33 protein-coding genes are annotated in these 25789 nt (G+C 55.8%); all 33 read left to right on the forward strand.

The window, feature by feature from the left end; all coding sequences use genetic code 11:
• The first annotated feature begins 4 nt into the window (after window positions 1-4).
• The 33 genes from rplK (at window position 5) to rpsM (ending at window position 25750) form a co-directional block, all read left to right on the forward strand.
• Window positions 5-436, forward strand: coding sequence for a 50S ribosomal protein L11 (rplK, locus tag HK23_RS02565; RefSeq protein ID WP_061502558.1), 432 nt, complete (start codon window positions 5-7; stop codon window positions 434-436).
• Between the two features lie 4 nt (window positions 437-440).
• Window positions 441-1133 carry a 50S ribosomal protein L1 gene (rplA, locus tag HK23_RS02570; RefSeq protein WP_063908082.1) on the forward strand — a complete coding sequence of 231 codons (693 nt, stop codon included), beginning with the start codon at window positions 441-443 and terminating at the stop codon, window positions 1131-1133.
• Between the two features lie 286 nt (window positions 1134-1419).
• Window positions 1420-1944 carry a 50S ribosomal protein L10 gene (rplJ, locus tag HK23_RS02575; protein ID WP_043552228.1) on the forward strand — a complete coding sequence of 175 codons (525 nt, stop codon included), beginning with the start codon at window positions 1420-1422 and terminating at the stop codon, window positions 1942-1944.
• Between the two features lie 98 nt (window positions 1945-2042).
• Complete coding sequence (gene rplL / locus HK23_RS02580) at window positions 2043-2417, forward strand: 50S ribosomal protein L7/L12 (protein ID WP_063908083.1); 375 nt, start codon at window positions 2043-2045, stop codon at window positions 2415-2417.
• Between the two features lie 229 nt (window positions 2418-2646).
• Window positions 2647-6819 (forward strand): DNA-directed RNA polymerase subunit beta, encoded by a 4173-nt coding sequence (rpoB, locus tag HK23_RS02585; RefSeq protein ID WP_086652761.1) that lies wholly within the window; start codon window positions 2647-2649, stop codon window positions 6817-6819.
• A gap of 93 nt (window positions 6820-6912) precedes the next feature.
• Entirely contained in the window at window positions 6913-11088 is a 4176-nt protein-coding gene (gene rpoC, locus HK23_RS02590) for a DNA-directed RNA polymerase subunit beta' (RefSeq protein WP_063908084.1), read from the forward strand.
• 351 nt (window positions 11089-11439) lie between these two features.
• Window positions 11440-11811 (forward strand): 30S ribosomal protein S12, encoded by a 372-nt coding sequence (rpsL, locus tag HK23_RS02595; protein WP_025826436.1) that lies wholly within the window; start codon window positions 11440-11442, stop codon window positions 11809-11811.
• 14 nt (window positions 11812-11825) lie between these two features.
• On the forward strand, window positions 11826-12302 hold the full coding sequence (rpsG, locus tag HK23_RS02600) for a 30S ribosomal protein S7 (RefSeq protein ID WP_043552235.1): 477 nt from the start codon (window positions 11826-11828) through the stop codon (window positions 12300-12302).
• A 91-nt stretch (window positions 12303-12393) separates the two neighbouring features.
• The gene (gene tuf / locus HK23_RS02605; RefSeq protein WP_063908085.1) at window positions 12394-13584 is read left to right on the forward strand and encodes an elongation factor Tu; all 1191 of its coding nucleotides are present in this window, start codon (window positions 12394-12396) and stop codon (window positions 13582-13584) included.
• A gap of 104 nt (window positions 13585-13688) precedes the next feature.
• On the forward strand, window positions 13689-13997 hold the full coding sequence (gene rpsJ, locus HK23_RS02610; protein ID WP_007282720.1) for a 30S ribosomal protein S10: 309 nt from the start codon (window positions 13689-13691) through the stop codon (window positions 13995-13997).
• A gap of 10 nt (window positions 13998-14007) precedes the next feature.
• Window positions 14008-14691 (forward strand): 50S ribosomal protein L3, encoded by a 684-nt coding sequence (gene rplC, locus HK23_RS02615; protein WP_043552239.1) that lies wholly within the window; start codon window positions 14008-14010, stop codon window positions 14689-14691.
• A 4-nt stretch (window positions 14692-14695) separates the two neighbouring features.
• On the forward strand, window positions 14696-15310 hold the full coding sequence (gene rplD / locus HK23_RS02620) for a 50S ribosomal protein L4 (protein WP_043552241.1): 615 nt from the start codon (window positions 14696-14698) through the stop codon (window positions 15308-15310).
• The gene (locus HK23_RS02625) at window positions 15307-15642 is read left to right on the forward strand and encodes a 50S ribosomal protein L23 (protein ID WP_063908086.1); all 336 of its coding nucleotides are present in this window, start codon (window positions 15307-15309) and stop codon (window positions 15640-15642) included. The genes rplD and HK23_RS02625 overlap by 4 nt, the downstream gene beginning before the upstream one ends.
• A gap of 16 nt (window positions 15643-15658) precedes the next feature.
• The gene (gene rplB / locus HK23_RS02630; RefSeq protein WP_043552244.1) at window positions 15659-16489 is read left to right on the forward strand and encodes a 50S ribosomal protein L2; all 831 of its coding nucleotides are present in this window, start codon (window positions 15659-15661) and stop codon (window positions 16487-16489) included.
• Between the two features lie 13 nt (window positions 16490-16502).
• A complete protein-coding gene (rpsS, locus tag HK23_RS02635) occupies window positions 16503-16781 on the forward strand; it encodes a 30S ribosomal protein S19 (protein WP_025826448.1) in 279 nt (92 codons plus the stop codon).
• Window position 16782: 1 nt separating this feature from the next.
• The gene (gene rplV / locus HK23_RS02640) at window positions 16783-17193 is read left to right on the forward strand and encodes a 50S ribosomal protein L22 (RefSeq protein ID WP_043552246.1); all 411 of its coding nucleotides are present in this window, start codon (window positions 16783-16785) and stop codon (window positions 17191-17193) included.
• Window positions 17194-17196: 3 nt separating this feature from the next.
• Entirely contained in the window at window positions 17197-17874 is a 678-nt protein-coding gene (gene rpsC / locus HK23_RS02645) for a 30S ribosomal protein S3 (protein WP_043552247.1), read from the forward strand.
• Between the two features lie 18 nt (window positions 17875-17892).
• Complete coding sequence (gene rplP / locus HK23_RS02650) at window positions 17893-18309, forward strand: 50S ribosomal protein L16 (protein ID WP_025826454.1); 417 nt, start codon at window positions 17893-17895, stop codon at window positions 18307-18309.
• 1 nt (window position 18310) lies between these two features.
• Window positions 18311-18550 (forward strand): 50S ribosomal protein L29, encoded by a 240-nt coding sequence (gene rpmC / locus HK23_RS02655; protein ID WP_061509090.1) that lies wholly within the window; start codon window positions 18311-18313, stop codon window positions 18548-18550.
• A 13-nt stretch (window positions 18551-18563) separates the two neighbouring features.
• Window positions 18564-18836, forward strand: a complete 273-nt coding sequence (rpsQ, locus tag HK23_RS02660; protein WP_043552251.1) for a 30S ribosomal protein S17 — start codon at window positions 18564-18566, stop codon at window positions 18834-18836.
• Between the two features lie 18 nt (window positions 18837-18854).
• The gene (gene rplN / locus HK23_RS02665; protein WP_006557767.1) at window positions 18855-19223 is read left to right on the forward strand and encodes a 50S ribosomal protein L14; all 369 of its coding nucleotides are present in this window, start codon (window positions 18855-18857) and stop codon (window positions 19221-19223) included.
• Window positions 19224-19544: a 50S ribosomal protein L24 gene (gene rplX, locus HK23_RS02670; RefSeq protein ID WP_043552253.1), complete on the forward strand. Its 321-nt coding sequence runs from the start codon at window positions 19224-19226 to the stop codon at window positions 19542-19544.
• A 10-nt stretch (window positions 19545-19554) separates the two neighbouring features.
• Window positions 19555-20124, forward strand: coding sequence for a 50S ribosomal protein L5 (rplE, locus tag HK23_RS02675; RefSeq protein ID WP_043552255.1), 570 nt, complete (start codon window positions 19555-19557; stop codon window positions 20122-20124).
• Window positions 20125-20207: 83 nt separating this feature from the next.
• Window positions 20208-20513, forward strand: a complete 306-nt coding sequence (gene rpsN, locus HK23_RS02680; protein WP_025826462.1) for a 30S ribosomal protein S14 — start codon at window positions 20208-20210, stop codon at window positions 20511-20513.
• Window positions 20514-20522: 9 nt separating this feature from the next.
• Complete coding sequence (rpsH, locus tag HK23_RS02685) at window positions 20523-20921, forward strand: 30S ribosomal protein S8 (RefSeq protein ID WP_025826465.1); 399 nt, start codon at window positions 20523-20525, stop codon at window positions 20919-20921.
• Window positions 20922-20931: 10 nt separating this feature from the next.
• Window positions 20932-21465: a 50S ribosomal protein L6 gene (gene rplF / locus HK23_RS02690; protein ID WP_061509092.1), complete on the forward strand. Its 534-nt coding sequence runs from the start codon at window positions 20932-20934 to the stop codon at window positions 21463-21465.
• A complete protein-coding gene (gene rplR / locus HK23_RS02695) occupies window positions 21465-21827 on the forward strand; it encodes a 50S ribosomal protein L18 (RefSeq protein WP_043552261.1) in 363 nt (120 codons plus the stop codon). Before rplF ends, rplR begins: the two co-directional genes overlap by 1 nt.
• Window positions 21828-21842: 15 nt before the next feature.
• The gene (rpsE, locus tag HK23_RS02700; protein ID WP_043552262.1) at window positions 21843-22421 is read left to right on the forward strand and encodes a 30S ribosomal protein S5; all 579 of its coding nucleotides are present in this window, start codon (window positions 21843-21845) and stop codon (window positions 22419-22421) included.
• A complete protein-coding gene (gene rpmD / locus HK23_RS02705; protein WP_043552264.1) occupies window positions 22414-22599 on the forward strand; it encodes a 50S ribosomal protein L30 in 186 nt (61 codons plus the stop codon). The genes rpsE and rpmD overlap by 8 nt, the downstream gene beginning before the upstream one ends.
• 1 nt (window position 22600) lies before the next feature.
• Window positions 22601-23092 (forward strand): 50S ribosomal protein L15, encoded by a 492-nt coding sequence (rplO, locus tag HK23_RS02710; RefSeq protein ID WP_063908089.1) that lies wholly within the window; start codon window positions 22601-22603, stop codon window positions 23090-23092.
• A 136-nt stretch (window positions 23093-23228) separates the two neighbouring features.
• A complete protein-coding gene (gene secY, locus HK23_RS02715; protein WP_063908090.1) occupies window positions 23229-24587 on the forward strand; it encodes a preprotein translocase subunit SecY in 1359 nt (452 codons plus the stop codon).
• A complete protein-coding gene (locus HK23_RS02720) occupies window positions 24584-25234 on the forward strand; it encodes an adenylate kinase (RefSeq protein WP_086652762.1) in 651 nt (216 codons plus the stop codon). The genes secY and HK23_RS02720 overlap by 4 nt, the downstream gene beginning before the upstream one ends.
• A 138-nt stretch (window positions 25235-25372) precedes the next feature.
• On the forward strand, window positions 25373-25750 hold the full coding sequence (gene rpsM, locus HK23_RS02725) for a 30S ribosomal protein S13 (RefSeq protein WP_025826479.1): 378 nt from the start codon (window positions 25373-25375) through the stop codon (window positions 25748-25750).
• Window positions 25751-25789: the final 39 nt, after the last annotated feature.

Below are 25789 nucleotides of genomic sequence, written 5' to 3' on the forward strand. Positions count from 1 at the left end.
GGATATGGCCAAAAAAGTTGTTGGCTACATCAAGCTTCAGATTCCTGCTGGCAAAGCGAATCCTTCGCCGCCGGTTGGTCCCGCGCTCGGTCAGCGTGGTCTGAACATCATGCAGTTCTGTAAAGAGTTCAACGCCAAGACCCAGGGTCTTGAGCCGGGTATGCCGATTCCGGTCGTCATCACCGCTTATGCAGACCGTACGTTCAGCTTCATCACCAAGACGCCGCCGAACACCTACTTCCTGCTGAAAGCTGCCAAGATTTCCAAAGGCAGCCAGACGGTTGGTAAGTCTGCTGCTGTCGGCAAGGTGACCATCGGTCAGCTGCAGGAAATCGCAGAGCAGAAGTTCAAAGACATGAACGCTAACGATATCGATGGCGCCGTGCGGATGCTGGTAGGTTCTGCCCGCTCCATGGGTCTGACGGTGGAGGGCTGAGAGCATGGCTAAGAACAAGCGTATTGCCGCTGCACGCAGCAAAGTCACTCACGGTCAGGCTTACGGGCTGGACGAAGCCATTTCCCTGGTAAAGGGCAATGCGACCGCCAAGTTTGACGAAACGGTTGAAATCTCCCTCAACCTGGGCATTGACCCGCGTCATGCTGACCAGATGGTCCGTGGTTTTGTTTCCCTGCCGAATGGCACGGGTAAGACGCTGCGCGTTGGCGTGTTTGCTCGTGGCGCGAAGGCTGAAGAAGCAACCGCTGCTGGTGCCGACGTTGTTGGTGCTGAAGACCTGATGGAAAAAGTGCAGGCTGGCGAAATCGAATTCGACCGCTGCATTGCAACCCCGGACATGATGGCTCTGGTCGGTCGTCTGGGTAAGATCCTCGGTCCGCGTGGTCTGATGCCGAACCCGAAGCTGGGTACCGTGACGATGGACGTTAAGGGTGCTATCACGGCAGCCAAGTCCGGTCAGGTCGAATACCGCGCTGAAAAAGCCGGTATCGTGCATGCTGGCATCGGCAAGGCTTCTTTCGATGAAGCGAAGCTGATTGAAAATGCTCGCGCATTCATCGATGCCGTGCAGAAAGCTCGCCCGACGGGTGCAAAGGGTACGTATCTGAAAAAGATCGCTCTTGCGTCCACCATGGGCCCGGGCGTTCAGGTCGATACCTCAGCTTTCGCAGGCTGAGTTTGAGATGCTGCTGCGTCGGGCTTCGGTCTGGTGTGGCACATTAAGGGAAGCGCCTTCGGGTTGCTTCCCGATCCTGTCCGAGATCACACGTGGCCCTGTGCCGTAAAAAACCTTAAAGGTTTGCGCGTGTAAGACGGGGATGCTGGTTGCAGGCTGTTTTTCGGCAGGCTCCGGGTATTCCGTTTGAAGGACAGGCGAGCGGGTTTCACACTGTTTTTGTGAAATCCTGAGGGCAACCCGCTTTGTTCGGCTAAGGCTGGATAAAGCAAGACGGAGACGGGATTTGAACCGTACGGAAAAGCAGGCCGCTGTTGCCGCCCTTGCCGCCGTGTTCGCCGAAACGTCCATGGTTGTGGTGACCCAGAATGCTGGGTTGACCGTAGCTGATGTGACGGATCTGCGACGCAAAGTGCGTGCAGCGGGTGCAACTTACAAGGTCGCAAAAAACCGGCTGGCAACTCTCGCCCTGGATGGGACCCAGTTCGACGGCATTAAGCCGATGCTTAAAGGACCGACTGCTCTTGCATGGGCAGCTGATCCGGTAGCAGTGGCAAAGGTGATCGTCGAGTTCGCCAAAACCAATGACAAGCTTGTGCTGGTCGGGGGTTCTCTTGGTTCGCAGGTGCTTGACGCCAACGGACTGAAGGCTCTGGCCGAACTGCCGTCTCTGGATGCACTGCGCGCGCAGCTCGTGGGTCTTATCTCCACGCCCGCTACGCGTATCGCAGGTGTTACCCAGGCACCGGCAGGGCAGCTTGCCCGGGTTTTTGGGGCCTATGCCAAAACGGGTGAGGCGGAAGCCGCCTAAAGCACGCCTTCATCTGAAGACGTGTTCAAGAAATCGCATGGCCTTCCACCGGGGAGGTTGTGCTTTGCAAACCAGTGTTTATATTAGGAAGTCTAATCATGGCTGATCTGAACAAGCTCGTTGACGAACTGTCTGCTCTGACCGTTCTCGAAGCTGCTGAACTCTCCAAGCTGCTGGAAGAAAAGTGGGGCGTTTCCGCCGCTGCTCCGGTTGCTGTTGCTGCTGCGGGTCCGGCTGCTGCCGCTGCTCCGGCTGAAGAAAAGACCGAATTTGACGTCGTTCTGACCAAAGCTGGCGACAAGAAAATCAACGTCATTAAGGAAATCCGTGGCATCACGGGTCTGGGCCTGAAAGAAGCCAAAGACCTGGTTGAAGGCGCACCGAAGACCATCAAAGAAGGCGCTAGCAAAGACGAAGCCGAAAAAATCAAGAAGACTCTTGAAGACAACGGCGCAAGCGTCGAAATTAAATAAGTTTGCCAAAGTCCCGCTGTCTCACGGTGGCGGGGTAATGGAAAAGGTTTTCGGGTGGGGGTATGTTGCCTCTGCCCGTTTGCCTGTTTCGGATCCGGTTCGGAGCAGGTATAGAGGCCGGGGTCTTCCCGGTATCAGTGAAGGCCGGTTACTACAGATCGGACCATCAGGCTCGCGGTAGAGCGCGGCGGGCCTGATGGTCCGAGACAAGGGCAGGGCAGGAGCGACGATGAACGCAATCACCAAATCGTTCACAGGACGGAAGCGGATTCGCAAGAGTTTCGGGCGGATCCCCGAAATCGCTCCGATGCCGAACCTGATTGACGTGCAGCGGGCGTCTTACGAGACGTTTCTTCAGGCGAATGTGTCGCCTGATGCGCGCACACCGACAGGTTTGCAGGAGGTTTTCCGGTCTGTATTCCCGATTAATGACTTTGCAGGTCGTGGGCGGCTGGAATTCGTTAGCTACGAATTCGAAGAGCCGAAATATGATGTTGAAGAATGCATTCAGCGCGGGCTGACCTATTCCGCTCCGCTGAAAGTGATCCTGCGTCTCATTGTATGGGATGTGGATGAAGATACGGGTTCCCGCTCCATTCGCGATATCAAGGAGCAGCCGGTCTATATGGGCGACATGCCCCTGATGACCGACAACGGGACCTTCATTATCAATGGTACCGAGCGTGTTATCGTCAGCCAGATGCACCGGTCTCCCGGTGTCTTCTTTGATCACGATAAGGGTAAGACGCACTCTTCCGGCAAATATCTGTTTGCTGCGCGCGTCATTCCGTATCGTGGCTCCTGGCTGGACTTCGAGTTCGACGCTAAAGATCTGATCTATGTGCGTATCGACCGGAAGCGTAAGCTGCCTGTCACCACGCTGCTGTATGCGCTGGAAGGCGAGGCGTCTGCTGCTGCCCGTAAGGCAAAAGCAGCCGAAGGCGGTGACGTCGATGCTCTGGATATCAAGGGGATGGATGATAATGAAATCCTCTCCTACTTCTATGACACCGTCACCTTCACCAAAACGGCTAAAGGCTGGGCACGTCCGTTTGATGCGGACTCTTTCCGTGGTCTGAAGCTGCTGGCGCCGCTGGTGGACGCAGAAACCGGTGAAGTGGTTGCTGAGGCAGAAGCCAAGCTGACCGCGCGCATGGTGCGCAAGATTGCTGAAAAAACCCGTGAAGTGCTGGTGGGTGAAATTGATCTTCTGGGCCGCTTCATTGCCCGTGATATGGTCAATCTCGAAACCGGCGAGATTTACGCAGAAGCTGGTGACGAAATCACCGAAGCAACGCTGACGGGTCTTGAAGATGCTGGTGTAAAAGAGCTGCCGGTTCTGGCGATCGATGCTGCCAAGGGTCCGTGGATCCGCAACACGCTGACGGTTGACAAGAATACTGCGCGTGATGAAGCGCTGATCGACATCTACCGTGTTATGCGTCCGGGTGAGCCGCCGACGGCTGAAACCGCTGACGCCATGTTCCATGGCCTGTTCTTCGACCCCGACCGTTATGACCTCTCTTCGGTCGGTCGTGTGAAGATGAACATGCGCCTTGATATTGATGTGCCGGATACCGTGCGCGTGCTGCGCAAGGAAGACATCCTGCGCACCATCAAGGTGATGTGTGAACTGAAGGACGGCCGCGGTCAGGTCGATGATATTGATAACCTTGGTAACCGCCGCGTTCGCTCGGTTGGTGAGCTGATGGAAAATCAGTATCGCGTTGGCCTGCTGCGTATGGAACGCGCTATCCGTGAGCGTATGGGTTCCGTCGATATTGATACGGTCATGCCGCATGACCTTATCAACGCGAAGCCCGCTGCGGCTGCTGTGCGTGAGTTCTTCGGGTCTTCCCAGCTGAGCCAGTTCATGGATCAGACCAACCCGCTGTCTGAAGTCACGCATAAGCGTCGTCTTTCAGCGCTTGGCCCGGGTGGTCTGACACGTGAGCGCGCAGGCTTTGAAGTCCGTGACGTTCATCCGACCCATTATGGCCGTATCTGCCCGATTGAAACGCCGGAAGGCCCGAACATCGGTCTGATCAACTCTCTGTCCACCTACGCCAAGGTGAACAAATACGGCTTTATTGAAACGCCGTATCGCCTGGTGAAAGACGGCGTTCTTCAGGATGGCTGGAAATATCTTTCCGCCATGGAAGAAGAAAAGCTGGTGGTGGCGCAGGCCGATGCCAAGCAGGATGCAGATGGCACCCTGACGGGCGATCTGGTGTCCGTGCGTCGTGGCGGGGACTTCCGTCTCGTGCCGCCGACCGAAGTGACGGCCTGTGACGTGTCTCCCAAGCAGCTGGTCTCCGTCGCAGCAGCGCTCATTCCGTTCCTTGAGAACGATGACGCGAACCGCGCACTGATGGGTTCCAACATGCAGCGTCAGGCTGTGCCGCTGGTGCGCTCTGATGCGCCGCTGGTTGGCACAGGGATGGAAGCGGCAGTGGCTCATGACTCCGGTGCAACAATTGTTGCCCGCCGTCAGGGTATTGTGGATCAGATCGACGGTGCGCGTATCGTTGTGCGTGCAACCGATGAGAACGGGTCCACGCAGGGCGTTGATATCTATCGTCTGCGCAAATACTCCCGCTCCAACCAGTCCACCTGCATCAACCAGCGTCCGCTGGTGCATGTTGGGGACACGGTTCGCGCTGGTGACATCATTGCCGATGGTCCGTCCACGGAACTGGGTGAACTGGCTCTGGGCCGTAACACGCTCGTCGCGTTCATGCCCTGGAACGGTTACAACTTCGAAGATTCCATCCTGATCTCCGAACGTATTGCGAAGGATGACGTGTTTACCTCGATCCACATCGAGGAATTCGAAGTCATGGCGCGTGATACCAAGCTGGGTCAGGAAGAAATCACGCGTGATATTCCCAACGTGGGTGAAGAAGCGCTGCGTAACCTGGACGAAGCCGGTATTGTTTACGTCGGTGCTGAAGTGAACCCCGGTGATATCCTCATCGGTAAGGTCACGCCGAAGGGCGAAAGCCCGATGACGCCAGAAGAAAAACTTCTGCGTGCCATCTTCGGTGAAAAAGCGTCTGACGTGCGTGATACGTCTCTGCGTCTGCCGCCCGGCACGACAGGCACCATTGTTGACGTCCGCGTGTTCTCACGCCGTGGCGTGGACAAGGACGAACGTGCGATGGCGATTGAACGCGCCGAAATCGAACGTCTGTCCAAGGACCGTGATGACGAGCGCGCCATTCAGGAACGTTCTTTCTACAGCCGTCTGCGTGAAAAGCTGCTCGATCAGACCGCGGGCGCTGGCTTCAAGGGCATTCGCTCCGGCACTGTGATTACGGACGAAGTTCTGGACGAAAACCCGCGCGGCGCATGGCGCAACATTGTTGTGGCGTCCGATGAGGTCATGGCTGAGCTGGAAACGCTGCGTCGTGAATTTGATGCCTCCGTGGCAAAAATTCAGGCGCGCTTTGAAAGCAAGGTTGAAAAGCTGCAGCGCGGTGATGAGCTGCCGCCCGGCGTGATGAAGATGGTCAAAGTGTTTGTCGCGGTGAAGCGTAAGCTGCAGCCGGGTGACAAAATGGCCGGTCGTCACGGGAACAAGGGTGTGGTTTCTCGCGTGGTGCCTGTTGAAGACATGCCCTTCCTGGAAGATGGCACGTCCGTCGACATCGTGCTGAACCCGCTGGGTGTGCCGTCACGTATGAACGTGGGGCAGATTCTGGAAACGCATCTTGGCTGGGCTTGTGCCAACCTTGGTCGTGGCATTGGTGAACTGGTGGATGAATACCAGCGCACCGGTGAAAAACGTCAGGAACTGCTGGACCGTCTGAAAGACGTCTATGGGCAGAACATCTATGACGAAGCCATTGCCGACATGGACAACCGCGAGCTGACCGAGCTGTGCAACAATCTGCGCAAGGGCGTGCCGATTGCAACGCCGGTGTTCGATGGGGCCTCCATCCCGGATATTGAAGCCATGCTTGAAAAAGCCGGTGTTCATAAATCCGGTCAGTCTCAGCTGATTGACGGGCGCACGGGCGAGCCGTTTGAGCGTAAGACCACGGTTGGTTACATCTACATGCTCAAGCTGCATCACCTTGTTGATGACAAGATCCATGCTCGTTCCATCGGTCCGTACTCCCTTGTGACCCAGCAGCCGCTGGGTGGTAAGGCGCAGTTCGGTGGTCAGCGCTTTGGTGAAATGGAAGTCTGGGCTCTGGAAGCCTATGGTGCTGCGTATACGCTGCAGGAAATGCTGACGGTGAAATCGGATGACGTGTCCGGTCGAACCAAGGTCTATGAAGCCATTGTGCGTGAGCAGGATGACTTTGAAGCCGGTATTCCGGAAAGCTTTAACGTTCTGATCAAGGAACTGAAGTCCCTTGGCCTGAATGTTGAGCTGGAGCAGGGGGCCAAATAAAGGTGACCCTTAGCAGCACGATCCGTTTTTATTTTGAGGGGGAGGCCGGAATGACGATTCCGGCTCCTCATTTCCCTTTGGGGGCTTCGGCACATGAATGAACTCATGAAAATTCTTGGCCAGACCGGCCAGGCGATGACCTTCGACCAGATCAAGATTCAGCTCGCATCGCCTGAGCAGATCCGGTCCTGGTCGTTTGGTGAAATCAAGAAGCCCGAGACAATCAACTACCGGACATTCAAGCCGGAGCGTGATGGTCTGTTCTGCGCACGTATTTTTGGCCCGATTAAGGACTACGAATGCCTGTGCGGCAAATACAAGCGGATGAAGTTCCGCGGTATTGTCTGTGAAAAATGCGGCGTTGAAGTCACCCTGGCAAAAGTGCGGCGTGAGCGGATGGGTCACATCCAGCTTGCCAGCCCTGTTGCCCATATCTGGTTCCTGAAGTCTCTCCCGAGCCGTATCGGTCTGATGGTCGATATGACGCTGAAAGACCTCGAAAAGGTTCTGTATTTCGAGAACTATCTGGTTCTTGAGCCCGGCACGTCTCCGCTCAAGCAGTATTCTCTGCTGACGGAAGAACAGTATCTCGACGCCATGGATGAATATGGTGAAGAAGGTATTGAAGTCGGGATCGGCGCTGAGGCCATCAAGAAGGTGCTTGAACGCATCGACTGTGATGCCGAAAAGGTCGAGCTGCGTCAGGAACTGAAAGAAACGACGTCTGAAGCCAAGCGCAAGAAGCTTGTCAAACGTCTGAAGCTGATTGAGGCCTTCTCAGAAAGCGGTTCCCGCCCTGAGTGGATGATCCTTGATCTGGTTCCCGTCATTCCGCCGGAACTGCGTCCGCTGGTGCCCCTGGATGGTGGTCGTTTCGCGACGTCCGATCTGAACGATCTGTATCGTCGCGTTATCAACCGTAATAACCGTCTCAAGCGCCTGATGGAGCTGCGTGCGCCCGATATTATCGTGCGTAACGAAAAGCGCATGCTTCAGGAAGCTGTTGACGCCCTGTTTGATAACGGCCGCCGCGGTCGTGCCATCACCGGTGCCAACAAGCGTCCGCTGAAGTCTCTGTCCGACATGCTGAAAGGCAAGCAGGGCCGCTTCCGTCAGAACCTTCTTGGTAAGCGCGTTGACTATTCTGGCCGTTCGGTCATCGTGGTTGGCCCGGAAATGAAGCTGCACCAGTGCGGTCTTCCCAAGAAGATGGCGCTGGAACTGTTCAAGCCGTTCATCTACTCCAAGCTGGAAAAATATGGTCACGCCACAACCATTAAAGCTGCAAAGCGTATGGTTGAAAAAGAGCGTCCGGAAGTCTGGGATATTCTTGAAGAGGTCATCCGCGAGCATCCCGTGATGCTGAACCGCGCACCGACCCTTCACCGTCTCGGCATTCAGGCGTTCGAACCTGTGCTGGTTGAAGGTAAGGCCATTCAGCTGCATCCGCTTGTTTGTACTGCGTTTAACGCAGACTTCGACGGTGACCAGATGGCTGTGCACGTGCCGCTGAGCCTTGAGGCCCAGCTTGAAGCACGCGTGCTGATGATGTCCACCAACAACATCCTCAGCCCGGCAAACGGTAAGCCGATTATCGTGCCGTCTCAGGATATTGTTCTTGGTCTGTATTATCTCAGCCTTGAAACGCCTGAATTCGGTGTGACGCCGGACCGCAACGAGTATGACGACGCCACGGGTAAGCTGACGACCAAAGGTGCTCCGTCCTTCTCGTCCATCGGTGAAGTGGAATACGCTCTGAATGCTGGCGTCCTGAAGCTGCACGACAAAATCCGTGCCCGTTTCGAGACGATCGACGCAGACGGCAAGAAGCATCACGAAACGGTTGTGACCACACCGGGCCGCGTGCTGATTGCTCAGATCCTGCCGAAGAGCGAAGCCATTCCGTTCTCGCTGATCAACAAACAGCTGACCAAGAAAGCCGTGTCTGACGTTATTGATACGGTCTATCGTCACTGTGGTCAGAAAGAAGCGGTCATCTTCTGTGACCGTCTGATGGCGCTTGGTTTCCGTCACGCTGCTAAAGCCGGTATTTCCTTCGGTAAGGATGACATGATCATCCCGGCTGAAAAGAAAGTGCTGGTTGATCGCACAGCGGCTGAAGTCAAGGAATTCGAGCAGCAGTATCAGGACGGTCTGATCACGGCTGGCGAACGCTACAACAAGGTGGTGGATGCCTGGTCTCGCTGCACGGACGAAGTCCAGGCTGCGATGACCAAAGAGATTTCCCGTCAGGAAGTTGGCAAGCCCATCAACTCTGTGTGGATGATGAGCCACTCCGGGGCTCGTGGGTCACCGGCCCAGATGAAGCAGCTTGCCGGTATGCGTGGTCTGATGGCCAAGCCGTCTGGTGAAATTATCGAACAGCCGATTATTGCGAACTTTAAAGAAGGTCTCTCGGTCCTCGATTACTTTACGTCTACCCATGGTGCACGTAAGGGTCTGGCCGATACCGCTCTGAAGACCGCAAACTCCGGGTATCTGACGCGTCGTCTGGTCGACGTGGCGCAGGACTGCATCATTGTCGAAAATGATTGCGGTACCGAGCGTGGCCTGACCATTCGTGCCGTGATGGATGGCGGTGAGGTTGTGTCCTCTCTGTCCGAACGGATCCTGGGTCGGACTCTGGCTGCGGACGTGATTGATCCGGCTTCCGGTGATGTTGTCGCACCGCGCAATCGTCTGGTGGACGAAGCCGATGCAGAACGGATTGAGGCCTCCGGCGTGGAAACGGTTCAGATCCGTTCCGTGCTGACCTGTGACAGCCGTGTTGGCGTGTGTGGCCACTGCTATGGCCGTGACCTTGCACGCGGCACGCCGGTCAACATTGGTGAAGCTGTGGGCGTTATCGCCGCGCAGTCCATCGGTGAGCCGGGCACCCAGCTGACCATGCGTACCTTCCATATCGGTGGTGCGGCACAGCGTGGTGCTGAGCAGTCCATGATCGAAGCATCTCGTGACGGTAAAGTGGTTATTCGTAACCGCAACGTCGTGCAGAACAGTCAGGGCGTGCCGGTTGTCATGGCCCGTAACTGTGAAATCCTGCTGACGGACGAAGCCGGGGTCGAAAAGGCCCGTTATCGTGTGCCCTATGGTGCACGTCTGCTGACGACGGAAGGTGCGGAAGTCACACGCGCTCAGAAACTGGCCGAGTGGGACCCCTACACCCTGCCGATCATCACCGAGAAGGCTGGTAAGGTTGAGTATCTTGACCTGATCGACTCCATCACGCTTGTCGAGCGTATGGATGAAGTGACAGGCCTGACCGCCAAGACCGTGGTGGACTACAAGCAGGCAGGGAAAGGCGTTGATCTGCGTCCGCGCTTGCAGCTGAAGGACGCCAAGGGCGACGTGATCAAGCTGGATAACGGCAACGATGCCCGTTACTTCCTGCCGCCTGAATCGCTTCTGTCTGTTGAAAACGGCGCAGAAGTTCATGCGGGTGACGTGCTGGCACGTCTGCCGCGTGAAGGGTCCAAGACCCGTGATATTACCGGTGGTCTGCCGCGTGTGGCCGAGCTTTTCGAAGCTCGTCGCCCGAAAGACCATGCGATTATCGCGGAAATGGAAGGCCGTGTGGAGTTTGGGAAGGATTACAAGTCCAAGCGTCGTGTTATCGTGAAGAACGATGAGACGGGTGAAGAGACCGAATATCTGATCCCCAAAGGTAAGCACGTGTCCGTTCAGGAAGGCGACTTTGTTGAGAAGGGCGATCCGCTGGTCGATGGTCCCCGTGTGCCGCATGACATTCTGAAAGTCATGGGGGTTGAGGCTCTGTCCGATTACCTCGTGAACGAAATTCAGGATGTGTATCGTCTTCAGGGCGTGAAGATTAACGATAAGCACATTGAAGTCATCGTCCGTCAGATGCTCCAGAAGGTCGAAATTCTGGAGCCTGGTGATACGACGTATCTCATTGGCGAAACCGTTGATCGGATTGAGTACGAGACTGAAAATACCAAGCGCATGAATGCTGGTGAGCGCCCCGCGCTTGCTATGCCGGTGCTGCAGGGTATTACCAAGGCCTCTCTGCAGACTCAGTCCTTCATCTCTGCTGCATCCTTCCAGGAGACCACACGTGTCCTGACAGAGGCTGCGACGGCAGGGAAGGTGGATACCCTGAACGGTCTGAAAGAGAACGTCATTGTCGGCCGTCTGATCCCGGCTGGCACGGGTAGTGTCATGAACCGTCTGCGGGCAATCGCAGCGTCTCAGGATCGTCAGCGCGTCGGGCGGTCTGCTGCGGAATAACGTAGTAGTCGTCATCAGGACGTCAGAAGAAGAGGGATCAGGGCTATGCTCTGGTCCCTTTCTTTTTATGTGAGGGCTTCTTTCTTCTTTTCGCGGTCAAGAATCGCGTACGCCGCTTGACTTAAGGGGGGGGGAGAGGTAGTTAGCAGCCCTCAGCTTCTGCTCCCGTGCCGGAGCGGAGGTAAATTCGTAATTCTTGTGTAAGCATGCGGTTGGCTTTCTCTGGGAAGTTAGAGCCGGATGCCTAGATAGCCCCACACGGGTGTTGTTGCCTGGTGGGTTTTTCAAATGACAGTCGGCAGCCGATAAAAAGGTTAGCCGGCCGAACTGTGTAAGGATCGGGAAAGGCGCATGCCGACCATCAACCAGCTCATTGCCAAGGGGCGCAAGCCTGCAGTCAAGCGCAACAAAGTGCCCGCGCTGCAGAGTTGCCCCCAGAAACGTGGTGTTTGCACCCGTGTTTATACGACGACGCCTAAAAAGCCGAACTCCGCACTGCGTAAAGTTGCAAAGGTGCGTCTGACGAACGGCTATGAGGTGGTGAGTTATATTCCGGGTGAAGGTCATAACCTTCAGGAACATAGCGTCGTGCTTATCCGTGGGGGTCGTGTAAAGGATCTTCCGGGTGTGCGTTATCACATCCTTCGCGGTGTCCTGGATACCCAGGGTATTGCTAAGCGTCGTCAGCGGCGTTCGCTCTACGGCGCGAAGCGTCCGAAGTAAGAGGAAGTTAAGGTATGAGCCGCCGTCACCGCGCTGTTAAGCGTGAGATTCTTCCTGATCCGAAGTTCGGAGATATTGTCATTACGCGTTTCATGAACGCTCTGATGTATGATGGCAAAAAATCCACTGCGGAGAGGATTGTTTATGGAGCTCTCGAGGCGATGGTTCGCCGGAGTGGAGCTTCTGCAGATCCGGTCGCATTGTTCCACAATGCTCTGGATAACGTTAAGCCTGCAGTAGAAGTTCGCTCTCGCCGCGTTGGTGGTGCGACCTATCAGGTGCCTGTTGAAGTTCGCACTGAGCGCCGTCAGGCGCTGGCCATCCGCTGGGTGATCGACGCTTCCCGCAAGCGGGGCGAGAACACCATGCAGGACCGGCTGTCCAACGAGCTGATGGACGCTGTGAACAACCGTGGCGCTGCTGTTAAGAAGCGTGAAGATACCCACCGTATGGCCGAAGCCAACAAGGCATTCAGCCACTATCGCTGGTAATCTTTTAGGTGTGGCATTCACTCCTTGTGGAGTGGGGGCGGACTTATTAAAAACTGCATCCCGATAAGTTTTCGGGGTATGGAGTAGAGAAATGGCTAAGGCTAAATTTGAGCGGAATAAACCGCACTGCAACATCGGCACCATCGGCCACGTTGACCATGGCAAGACGTCTCTGACGGCTGCTATCACGAAGACGCTGGCAAAAGCTGGTGGTGCTGACTTTAAAGCATACGACCAGATCGATGCGGCTCCGGAAGAGCGCGCTCGTGGGATCACCATTTCCACGGCTCACGTGGAATATGAAACCGACAAGCGTCACTACGCACACGTCGATTGCCCCGGACATGCTGACTACGTGAAGAACATGATCACGGGTGCGGCGCAGATGGACGGCGCTATTCTCGTGGTTTCCGCAGCTGATGGCCCGATGCCGCAGACTCGTGAGCACATCCTGCTCGCTCGTCAGGTCGGTGTGCCGGCTCTGGTTGTCTTCCTGAACAAAGTTGACCAGGTTGATGATCCGGAACTGCTTGAGCTGGTTGAAATGGAAGTTCGTGAACTTCTGTCTTCTTATCAGTTCCCTGGCGACGATATCCCCATCATCAAGGGTTCCGCTCTGGTAACGCTGGAAGATGGTGATCCGGAAGTTGGTGAAAACCGCGTTAAGGATCTGATGGATGCGGTTGACTCCTACATCCCGCAGCCGGAACGCCCGGTTGACCGTCCGTTCCTGATGCCGATCGAAGACGTGTTCTCCATCTCCGGTCGTGGTACCGTGGTGACGGGCCGTGTTGAGCGTGGCGTTGTGAACGTGGGTGACGAAGTCGAAATCGTCGGCCTGAAGGACACCGTTAAGACGACCGTTACGGGCGTTGAAATGTTCCGCAAGCTGCTCGATCGTGGTGAAGCTGGTGATAACATCGGTGCGCTGGTGCGTGGCACGAAGCGTGAAGACGTTGAGCGTGGTCAGGTTCTGGCTAAGCCGGGTTCCATCACCCCGCATAAGAAGTTCAAAGCTGAAGCTTACATCCTGACGAAGGATGAAGGTGGCCGTCACACGCCGTTCTTCACCAACTATCGTCCGCAGTTCTATTTCCGCACGACCGACGTCACCGGCGTTGTTCACCTGCCGGAAGGCACGGAAATGGTTATGCCTGGCGATAACTGCGCCATGGATGTTGAGCTGATCGCTCCGATCGCCATGGATGAAGGCCTGCGTTTCGCTATTCGCGAAGGTGGCCGCACCGTTGGTGCCGGCGTGGTTGCTTCTATCACCGAGTAATCGGTTAGAAGCCTAGGACTGGATGGCCCCGGCTGAGTCTTCGGCCGGGGTCTTACTTGGCGGCCGGGTTACCCCGGACCAGTAAAGTGTTGGACTAAGAAACAATGGACAACCAGAACATCCGCATTCGCCTGAAGGCGTACGATCATCGTGTTCTCGATAACAGCACGAAAGAGATCGTCAATACGGCGAAGCGTACGGGTGCGCGGGTTCGGGGTCCTATCCCGCTGCCGACGCATATCGAGCGGTTTACAGTGAACCGTTCCCCCCACGTGGATAAGAAGAGCCGCGAACAGTTCGAAATTCGGACTCATCGCCGCCTGCTCGATATTGTCGAGCCGACTCCGCAGACCGTGGACGCTCTCATGAAACTCGACCTCGCCGCTGGCGTGGATGTCGAGATCAAACTTTAAGGTCCAGACGATGCGCACCGGATTGATCGCAAAAAAGTTGGGCATGTCCCGACTGTTCAAGGAAGATGGCACACATGTGCCCGTTACCGTCCTGCATGTGGATTCCGTGCAGGTGGTTGATGTCCGCACTCAGGAGCGGGATGGCTACACAGCTGTTCAGCTTGGTATGGGCAAAGCCAAGGTAAAAAATGTCTCTAAGCCGAACCGCGGCCATTTTGCCCGCACAAAGGTAGAGCCGAAGAAGAAGCTGGCTGAATTCCGTGTAGCTGACGACGCTACGCTGGATATCGGTGCTTCTCTGTCCGCTGCTCACTTTGTTGTGGGGCAGAAAGTCGACGTGACGGGCACCAGCAAGGGTAAAGGGTTCGCAGGCGCCATGAAGCGCTGGAACTTTGCCGGTCTGGAAGCTTCCCACGGCGTGTCCATCTCTCACCGTTCACACGGTTCTACCGGTAACCGTCAGGATCCCGGCAAGACCTTCAAGAACAAGAAGATGGCTGGTCACCTTGGCGATGAGCGTATTACCACGCTGAATCTTGAAATTGCTGCGATCGATCCGGAAAAGAACCTGATCATGATCCGTGGTTCCGTTCCCGGAGCTAAAAACGGTGTCGTTCTGGTCCGTGATGCGATTAAAAAAGCCCGCCATGTCGATGCGCCTTACCCGGCCGCTCTCGTGACGGCGGAGGGCTGAGGTCATGGAAATCGAAATCAAAACGCTTGATAACGGCACCGCAGGTTCTGCAACGCTCCCCGAGGCGCTGTTCTCCGTAGCACCGCGCAATGACATCATGGCGCGTGTTGTGCACTGGCAGCTGGCTAAGCGCCGTGCTGGTACGCATAAGGTCAAGGGCATGGGCGAAGTGTCCGGCACGACCAAAAAGCCGTACCGCCAGAAAGGCACCGGTAGCGCCCGTCAGGGTTCTCTTCGTGCACCGCAGTATCGTACCGGTGGCGCTGTCCATGGTCCGGTTGTGCGTGATCATGGCTACGACCTTCCCAAGAAGGTGCGTCGTCTGGGTCTGATTTCTGCGCTGTCCCAGAAAGCAAAAGAAGGCAAGCTGGTTGTCCTTCAGTCTGCTTCTGGCGTGGCTCGCACGAGCGAGCTGGCTGCAAAGCTGAAAACGCTTGGCTGGACGTCTGCCCTGATTGTTGACGCCGCTGTTGATGAAGGCTTCCTGCGCGCTGCAAGCAACCTGCCGCGCATTGATGTCCTGCCGACAATCGGTGCCAACGTTTATGACATTCTTAATCACGAGGTCCTGGCTATTACGCAGGCTGGCCTCGAGGGTCTGAAGGAGCGCCTGGCATGACGAACGTTCTTGCGCTGCGCAAGAAAGCCGAGCGTCTTTCTCGGGAAGCGATGTACGACATTGTTCGTTCTCCGCTGATCACCGAGAAAGCGACTGCGCTTTCAGAAAAAAATCAGGTTGCATTCAAGGTTGCGATCTCTGCAACCAAGCCTGAAATCAAAGTGGCTGTGGAAACACTGTTTGGCGTCAAAGTTGTTGGCGTTAACACACTTGTCCAGAAGGGCAAGACCAAGCGCTTCAAAGGGCGTCTGGGGCAGCGTTCTGATATCAAGAAGGCGTTCGTCCAGCTTGCGGAAGGTCAGTCCATTGACCTTACCGCCAAACTGGCGTGACGTGGGGTAGGAACAAATGGCACTGAAGCACTTTAATCCCGTCACGCCGAGCCTTCGTGGTACGGTTCTGATCGATCGTTCCGACCTCTGGAAGGGCAAGCCGGTCAAGCAGCTGACGGAAGGCAAAAACAAGACGGGCGGTCGTAACAATAACGGTCGCACCACGTCTCGTTTCCGTGGCGGCGGGCACAAGCAGTCTTACCGTTATGTCGACTTCAAGCGTCGCAAATTTGACGTGCTGGGCACGGTTGAGCGTCTGGAATATGACCCCAACCGTACCGCCTTCATCGCGCTGGTGAAGTACGAAGACGGTGAGCTGGCTTACATCCTGGCACCGCAGCGTCTGAAAGTTGGTGACAATGTCATCGCTGGCACGCGCGTCGACATCAAGCCGGGTAACGCGATGCCGCTGGCATCCATCCCGGTTGGCACGATCGTGCATAACATCGAGCTGAAGCAGGGCGCCGGTGGCAAGCTGGCCCGCTCCGCCGGGACGTATGCACAGCTGGTCGGTAAAGATGCCGGCTATGCGCAGATCAAGCTGCAGTCTGGTGAACTGCGTGTTGTGCGTGGGGAATGCATGGCCACGGTTGGAGCTGTCTCCAACCCGGACAACATGAACCAGCACATGGGTAAGGCTGGCCGTGCGCGCTGGCTGGGTCGTCGTCCGCATAACCGCGGCGTTGTGATGAACCCGGTCGACCATCCGCATGGTGGTGGTGAAGGCCGCACCTCTGGTGGCCGTCATCCGGTTACGCCGTGGGGCAAGCCTACCAAAGGTTACAAAACTCGGGTCAACAAGCGTACGGACAGTCTGATTATCCGTCGTCGGAAGACCGGCAAGTAAGGGGCAATAGAAGATGGCACGTTCCGTCTGGAAAGGCCCGTTCGTCGACGGGTATCTGCTGAGCAAAGCTGAAACGTCCCGCGCGTCGGGTCGTAATGAAGTGATCAAGATCTGGTCACGTCGTTCTACGATCCTTCCGCAGTTCGTTGGTTTGACGTTCGGTGTTTATAATGGTCAGAAGTTCCTGCCCGTGCAGGTGACGGAGAACATGGTCGGACATAAGTTCGGCGAATTTTCTCCCACCCGTACATTCCACGGGCATGGTGCCGACAAGAAGTCGAAGCGGGGCTAAGATGAGCAAGCCGAAGCATCCGCGCACGCTCGCGGAAACAGAAGCGCAGGCAATTACGCGCAACATCCGGGTTAGTCCCCGCAAGTTGAACCTTGTTGCGGGTCTGATCCGCAACAAGCCTGCGTCTCAGGCTGTCGCAACCTTGACGTTCTCCAAGCGTCGCATTGCCCAGGAAGTCAAAAAGACCCTGGAAAGCGCGATTGCTAATGCCGAGAACAATCATCAGTTGGACGTTGACCAGCTGGTTGTGAAGACGGCTGAGGTCGGAAAGTCTATTGTCATGCGTCGTTTCCACGCGCGTGGCCGTGGTCGTTCCGCCCGTGTGGAAAAATTCTTCAGCCATCTGAAGATTGTTGTTGCCGAACGGGCTCCGGAGCCCGAAGCAGCTTCTCCTGAGCAGAAGGCGGCCTGACGTATGGGACATAAAGTCAATCCAATCGGGCTGCGGCTCGGAATCAATCGCACCTGGGATAGCCGTTGGTACGCTGACTCCGACTATTCTCGCCTGCTGCACGAAGACCTGAAGCTGCGCGCATTCCTTCGTCGCAAGCTGTCTGGTGCTGGTGTATCCCGCGTTGTGATCGAACGCCCGGCTAAAAAGCCGCGCGTGACGATTTATGCGGCTCGTCCGGGCGTTGTGATCGGTAAAAAAGGTCAGGACATCGATGCTCTGCGCAAAGAACTGACAAAAATGGCCGGCACGGAAGTGGCTCTCAACATTGTTGAGATCCGCAAGCCGGAAATCGACGCAACTCTGGTGGCTGACAACATTGCTCAGCAGCTTGAACGTCGTGTGGCTTTCCGTCGCGCCATGAAGCGCGCTGTGCAGTCCGCTATGCGTCTGGGCGCACAGGGGATCCGGATCAACTGTTCCGGTCGTCTGGGTGGCGCAGAAATCGCTCGTATCGAATGGTATCGTGAAGGTCGTGTGCCGCTGCACACGCTCCGTGCTGATATTGATTATGGGACGGCTACTGCACAGACCACGTATGGCGCTTGCGGTGTGAAGGTGTGGATCTTCAAAGGTGAGATCCTGGCCCATGACCCACTGGCTCAGGACCGCCGGGCGGCCGAGCAGGCCCCTCAGCGCTGAGGCGAAGGATAGAAGACAATGCTCTCTCCGAAGCGAACTAAATTCCGTAAGGCTCACAAAGGTCGTATTCACGGCCTGGCCAAAAGCGGTACGACGCTCAACTTCGGTACGTTCGGTCTGAAGGCTCTTCAGCCCGAACGTATCACCGCACGGCAGATTGAAGCCTCTCGTCGGGCTATCACCAGGGCGATGAAACGTGCAGGTCGCGTGTGGATTCGTATTTTCCCTGACCTTCCGGTCTCGACAAAGCCTGCAGAAGTGCGTATGGGGTCGGGCAAGGGATCTCCCGAATACTGGGTGGCCCGTGTGAAACCCGGTCGCATTTTGTTTGAAATCGAAGGCGTGCCGCCCGAGATCGCGCGTGAAGCGCTGGCTCTCGGTGCAGCAAAGCTGCCGATTAAGACGAAATTTGTGACCCGAATTGGAGATGCGTAAGATGGCGAAGGCAACAAAGCCCGCTGACCTGCGTGCCAAAACGGCCGATGAACTGAACGCGCTTCTGCTCGAACTGAAGCGCGAACAGCTCAATCTCCGGTTCCAGCAGGCAACCGGGCAGAACGAAGGCCAGAGCCGCATTCGTGTGGTCCGTCGTGAAATTGCGCGCATCAAAACGATCGTCGCGCAGAATACTGAGAAGTCTGCGGCAGGTGCGAAAACATCTGCTGCCATTTCCTGAAGGGAGTTGGACGATGCCAAGGCGCGTCCTTACCGGACGTGTGACTAGCGACAAGATGGACAAGACCGTTACGGTTCTTGTCGATCGTCGCGTCATGCATCCGCTGTATAAGAAGTTCATCCGTCGCTCTAAGAAATATGCAGCGCATGATGAAGAGAATGTCTGCAAAGTGGGCGATACCGTGCGCATCATCGAATGCACACCGATTTCCCGGCGCAAGACGTGGGCCGTGGTGGCACGCAACGGTGAGGTTGTTGATGCGTCCTCCGCTGGCGTGTCGGCGTAAGGTAAGGATATCTAGATCATGATCCATCCCGAGACCAACCTCGACGTGGCCGACAATTCTGGTGCGCGTCAGGTGCAGTGCATCAAGGTGCTGGGCGGTTCCAAACGGAAATCCGCCTCGGTCGGCGACGTGATCGTCGTGTCTGTCAAGGAAGCCATCCCCCGCGGGAAGGTGAAAAAAGGCGACGTACACCAAGCTGTTATCGTGCGTACCTCTTATCCGGTTCGTCGCCCCGACGGGAGCGCCATCCGCTTTGATAAGAATGCTGCTGTGCTGATTAACAAGCAGCAGGAGCCGATCGGCACCCGTATCTTCGGCCCGGTTGTTCGTGAACTGCGTGCGCGCAAGTTCATGAAAATTATCTCTCTGGCGCCGGAGGTTCTATAAATGGCTGCTCGCATTAAAAAAGGCGATACGGTTGTTGTCATCAGCGGTTCCTCCAAGGGAACCCAGGGTGAAGTTCTTTCCGTCCGTCCGGCTGAAAATCGTGCGATTGTGCGTGGCGTTGCAATGATCAAGCGCCACCAGAAAGCAACGCGCATGGGTGAGGAAGGCGGCATCATCACGCGTGAAGCCCCGATTCACCTGTCAAATCTGAAACTGATCGATCCGGCCTCCAAGAAGCCGACCCGCGTTGGGTTCCGTGTTCTTGAAGACGGACGGAAAGTTCGTGTTGCGAAAGCAACCGGCGAAGTGATTGAAGGCTGAGGGGGCGAGAATGAGTGAGTCTAAGGGCGTTCGTTCCGTTCCTCGTATGCAGGAACGTTATGAAGCCGAACTGCGTGCCAAGCTGCGCGAGCAGTTCGGTTACAAAAACATCATGCAGGTTCCTCGGCTGGAAAAAATTGTCCTGAACATGGGCGTTGGTGAAGCTGCGGGCGACCAGAAGAAACTGGACGCTGCATTTGCTGAAATGACGCTGATTGCAGGTCAGAAGCCGGTCAAGACTGTTGCTAAAAAAGCAATCGCGGGCTTTAAGATCCGTGAAGGTCTGCCGATTGGTTGTAAAGTTACGCTGCGCCGTGCGCAGATGTACGAATTCCTTGATCGTCTGGTCACGATCGCAATGCCCCGCATTCGCGATTTCCGTGGTCTGCCGGCCAATAAGGGATTTGACGGACGCGGTAACTTTGCTCTCGGTCTGAAAGAGCAGCTCGTGTTCCCGGAAATCGACTACGATAAAGTAGACGAAGTTCGTGGGATGGACGTGGTGTTCGTGACCAGTGCAAAGACGGATGCTGAAGCTAAGGCGCTTCTCAAAGCATTCGATCTGCCCTTTGCTGCCTGAGTGAAATAGGTTACCTGTCACCAGGTGTTGTTGTCTTGGAAAACCGTCGAAGGTTTTCGAAGGGTTCCGGAGGATAAAAATATATGGCTAAGACTTCTGCCATCACGCGTAATGCCAAGCGGACACGCATGGCTGCGCGCGACAAGGAAAAGCGTGCGGCGCTGAAAAACATCGTCATGGACCGCTCGCTTCCTGTAGAAGATCGGTTTGATGCGTCTTTAAAGCTGGCTGAACTGCCGCGGAATGGTTCACGCGTTCGCGTGCGTCTCCGTTGCAAACTTACGGGGCGCTCTCGCGGTAACTACCGCAAGTTTGAGCTGTGCCGTATCGCACTGCGTGATCTGGCTTCAAACGGGCAGATCCCGGGCCTGGTCAAAGCTAGCTGGTAAGGGCGCACAATGTCACTTTCTGATCCGCTGGGTGATATGCTCACCCGTATTCGTAACGCACAGCGTGCACGTCACGTGTCCTGTGTGTCGCCTGCTTCCAAGCTGCGTTCGAATGTTCTCGATGCCCTGCAGCGTGAAGGCTATATCCGTGGCTATTCACACGAAGAAATTCGCAAGGGCATTACTCAGCTCCATATCGAGCTGAAATATTCCGAAGGCGAGCCGGTTATTAAGGAAATTCATCGCGTGTCCCGTCCGGGTCGCCGTGTGTATTCCAAGATTAAAGAACTGCCGCGGGTGCGTGCTGGTCTCGGGGTTTCGATCCTGTCCACGCCGCGTGGCGTTCTGTCTGATGTCGAGGCTCGCGCTGCCAATGTTGGCGGCGAAGTCCTCTGTCGCGTGTTCTGAGGAGGGATAAATGTCACGTGTAGGCAAATATCCCGTTGATGTTCCCGCCGGGGTGACTGTCTCGATTGCAGACGGTGTGTTCAAGGCGAAAGGGAAGCTGGGCGAACTCGCGTTGCCGCTTTCCTCTCACATTGAGGCGGAAATTTCAGACGGGAAAGTCGCGGTGCGTCCGGTTGGGACAGCAGCGCAGGCTCGTATGATGTGGGGTACAACTCGCGCACTGATTGCAACAGCAATCAAAGGCGTGTCTGAAGGGTTCTCAAAGGCTCTTGAGATTAACGGTACTGGTTACCGTGCTGCAGTGCAGGGTTCTAATCTTGTGATGAACCTGGGCTATTCTCACGACGTGGTTTATCCGATCCCGCAGGGTATCAAGATCTCCACGCCGCGTCCGACAGCTATTCTTGTCGAAGGTATCGATAAGCAGCGCGTTGGTCAGGTTGCTCTTGATATTCGCAGTTTTCGTAAGCCTGAGCCCTATAAAGGCAAAGGTGTGCGTTATGAGACGGAAACCATTCGTCGCAAGGAAGGCAAGAAGAAATAATGAGCACTCAGCAGGAACTGCGGAACCGTCGGCGTGCTCGCCTGCGTTTTCAGCTCCGTCGCAAGGCTGGTGGTCGTCCGCGTCTGTCGGTCTTCCGGTCTGGCAAGAACATCTATGCACAGGTCATTGACGATGTGCGTGGCTGCACCCTTGCTGCCGCTTCCAGCCTGGATAAAGAACTTCGTCCGTCTCTGAAGAGCGGTGCCAACAAGGACAGCGCTGGCGCTGTTGGTAAACTTGTTGCGCAGCGTGCTGTGGCTGCAGGCGTCTCCCAGGTTGTTTTCGACAGGGGGTCGTATCTTTATCATGGGCGCGTGAAAGCCCTGGCGGAGGCTGCCCGTGAGGGCGGTCTCTCCTTCTGAGGAAAGGATCACGTAATGGCTCGTGAACCAAGAGAAGGCGGTCGAGGCGGCCGTGATCGTGAACGCGAAGGCGATGAACTGGTTGATAAGCTGGTAACCATCAACCGCGTTGCTAAGGTTGTTAAGGGTGGTCGGCGCTTTGCCTTCGCTGCTCTGGTTGTCGTTGGTGACCAGAAAGGCCGCGTTGGGTATGGTGCTGGTAAGGCCCGTGAAGTACCGGAAGCCATCCGTAAGGCAACGGAACGTGCCAAACGTGGCATGATCCGCGTACCGATGAAGGAAGGTCGTACGCTGCATCACGATGTGGCTGGTCACTTCGGTGCTGGTAAAGTGATCCTGCGCTCTGCTGAAGCAGGGACGGGGATCATCGCTGGCGGCCCGATGCGCGCTGTCTTCGAAAGCCTGGGCATCAATGATGTGGTTGCTAAGTCCCTCGGGACCCGTAACCCGCATAACATGGTGAAGGCGACGTTCTCTGCGCTGGAACGGTGTGCAAGCCCGCGTTCTGTCGCCAACCGTCGCGGTAAGAAGGTTGCTGAAATCTTCGGTAAGCGCGACCAGGCCACTTCGGCTGTGGAGGCTGCAGATGTCTGAGGCGAAAACCTTTAAAGTCACCCAGATTGCGTCCGGTAACGGTCGCAAGCCTGGTCAGAAAGAGACCCTTGTGGGTCTCGGCCTGAACAAGATCGGTCGTGAGCGGGTGTTGGAAGACACCCCCTCAACCCGCGGTATGGTCCGTAAGGTGGCCCACCTTGTGAAGGTGGAGGATTGATATGAATCTGAACGAACTGCGTGATAACGAAGGCTCTCGTTATCGCAAAAAGCGTCTCGGTCGTGGTATCGGTTCTGGCAAAGGCAAGACGTCCGGTAAAGGTGTGAAGGGGCAGAAAGCACGTGAAGGCGTGTCCCTGAACGGCTTTGAAGGTGGTCAGCTGCCGATCTACCGTCGTCTGCCGAAACGCGGCTTTAAGAACATTTTCCGCAAGGTCTATGCTCCGATTAACCTCGGTGCCATTGAAAAAGCCTTTGCTGAAGGCAAGCTTGAAGCTGGCGCGGCTGTGACGGAAGAAACGCTGAAAAACGCTGGCCTGATCGGCACTGGCAAATATGCCGGTGTGCGTATTCTGGCTGAAGGCGAACTGACCCGCGCTGTCACGTTCGAAGTGTCTGGTGCTTCTGCTTCTGCAGTGGCGGCTATTGAGAAAGCTGGCGGGTCCATCAAGGTCCTGGTTGCTCCCAAGGCTGCTGAAGCCAGCGCATCCTGATGCTTTGGCCAGAAGGGCAGTCTCGTACTGTTCTTCTGGCCGGTGCGTCTCCAGATGTGGTCTGGGTTAACTCTTAGACTATCATGACAGCGTCCCGCGTTATGTGGTGGCGCTGTTTGTGTGAAAGGACGGATGCATGGCTTCCGCGGCCGAACAGCTGGCTGCCAACTTCAATGTGGGCTCCTTTGCCAAGGCAACCGAACTCAAAAAGCGGATTTGGTTCACTCTTGGTGCGCTGATCATCTACCGTCTTGGTACTTACATCCCGGTTCCGGGTGTGGATGCCACGGTTATGGGACAGCTGCTGGCCCAGCATCAGGGTGGCATTCTGGGCATGTTCAACATGTTCACCGGTGGTGCGCTTGGGCGTATGACTGTTTTTGCCCTGAATATCATGCCTTACATCTCTGCCTCAATTATCGTGCAGTTGATGTCTACGGCTGTTCCCTCTCTGGAAGCCTTGAAGAAAGAAGGTGAACAGGGACGGAAAAAGCTTAATCAGTACACCCGCTATCTTACTGTGTTTATTGCTTTGTTTCAGGCTTACGGCATTGCCGTCGGTCTTGAGAATATGCATAGCGCGGCAGGATCTGCGGTTGTTAATCCCGGCGTATTCTTTCTGGTTTCCTGCGTGATCACCTTGGTGGGTGGCACCATGTTCCTGATGTGGCTGGGTGAACAGATTACCTCCCGCGGTGTTGGGAACGGGATCTCACTGATTATCTTTGCCGGTATTGTGGCGAACCTGCCGCATGCGATGGCGAGCTTGTTCCAGCTTGGTTATACGGGTGCGCTTTCACCCTTTTTCGTGTTGGTGTTCTTGGTTCTGGCCGCGGTGACTATCACGTTCATCGTGTTTATGGAGCAGGCACAGCGACGCGTTGTGATCCAGTACCCCAAGCGTCAGATGGGGCAGAGGATGTTTGGGGGGGATACCACCCATATGCCTCTCAAAGTGAATACCGCGGGCGTAATCCCGCCGATTTTTGCATCATCTGTGCTGCTGATTCCCGTAACGATTTCTGGCTTCATGAACGGCAAATCTATGCCGGGATGGCTTTCGTTTCTGGGTGAGGAACTGGGGCAGGGGCAGCCGCTCTATATGCTGTTCTATGCTGCGATGATCGTGTTCTTCTCGTATTTCTATGCGGCGGTCACGTTTAACCCGGCGGAGACGGCAGATAACCTGCGCAAGCAGGGGGGCTTTATTCCCGGGATTCGTCCCGGTGCTGCAACGGCAACCTACTTCGATAAGATTCTGACGCGCCTGACGACGATTGGCGCTGCCTACATGGTTCTTGTGTGTCTGCTGCCGCAGATTTTGATCAGCCGTTACAACGTGCCGTTCTACTTTGGGGGCACCAGTCTGATCATTATCGTGTCAGTCACGATTGATACCGTGACGCAGGTGCAGTCGCATCTTGTCGCGCACCAGTATCAGGGGCTTATGCGGCGCTCCCGTGGAGGCAAGAAGCAGAGGATTATCAGACGATGAACGTTATTTTTCTGGGACCTCCCGGTGCCGGGAAGGGGACGCAGTCCAAGCGGCTCGAAGAGCAATACGGTCTGGTGCAGATCTCAACCGGTGACATGCTGCGTGCAGAAGTTGCCCGGGGGTCTGATATCGGGAAGCAGGCGAAGTCACTCATGGATGCCGGGCGACTGGTACCTGATGAGCTGATTATTGCCATGCTGCACTCCCGCATTGCGCAGCCTGATTGTGCAAAAGGATTCATCCTGGATGGATTCCCGCGCACGCTCGGGCAGGCAGATGCTCTGGATAAGATGCTCTCAGCCGAAAATAAAAAAATAGATGTGGTTCTGTTTCTGGATGTTGATGAAGACATTCTGGCAGACCGAATCTCCGGACGCTTTACGTGCAACAAATGTGGCGCGACGTACAACGAAGTCTCCAAGCCTCCCCAGAAGGAAGGTGAGTGTGATGTGTGCGGAAGCCATGAATTCAAGCGTCGGGCGGACGACAAGCGCGAAACGGTTGTGGAGCGCCTGAAGGAGTATCGGAATCTGACGGCTCCGATTCTTCCTTTTTATGAAAAAACCGGACGGCTTTATAAAATTAATGGAATGCTTCCGACCGCTCAGGTCACGGCAGACATTGAAGCTGTCATGGCTGGGAAGTGACAGCTCACGAAAAAGTGATCTGTTTTCGTTGACTTGTGCGGGTGGCCGGTATATTTCGCGGCCACTGATTGAAATCATGCATCCATGTGGATGCCAGTAGTGTTCGACCAGCGAGTTGGACCGACAGGAGTGTAAAGCGTGGCACGTATTGCCGGCGTGAATGTCCCGACGAACAAACGGGTTGTTATCGGGCTTCAGTATATTTACGGAATTGGCGCAACCAAAGCGGCTCAGATCTGCGAGAAAGTCGGCATTGCCGACGCAAAGCGGGTGAACGAGCTGAGCGATGACGAAATCGCAAAGCTGCGTGAAGTGATCGACACCGACTATCGCGTTGAAGGTGATCTGCGTCGTGAAGTCGCAATGAACATCAAGCGTCTGATGGATCTGGGTTGCTATCGCGGTCTTCGTCACCGTCGCGGTCTGCCGGTGCATGGTCAGAGAACCCACACCAACGCCCGTACGCGTAAGGGTAAGGCTGTGGCTATCGCTGGTAAAAAGAAAGCCACGCGTTAATCTGATTTGTTGAGGATCTCCGGACGGCTTTTGCGGGCT

The sequence above is a fragment of the Acetobacter malorum genome (genome assembly GCF_002153605.1).
In the GTDB taxonomy this organism is placed as follows: Bacteria; Pseudomonadota; Alphaproteobacteria; order Acetobacterales; family Acetobacteraceae; genus Acetobacter; species Acetobacter malorum_A.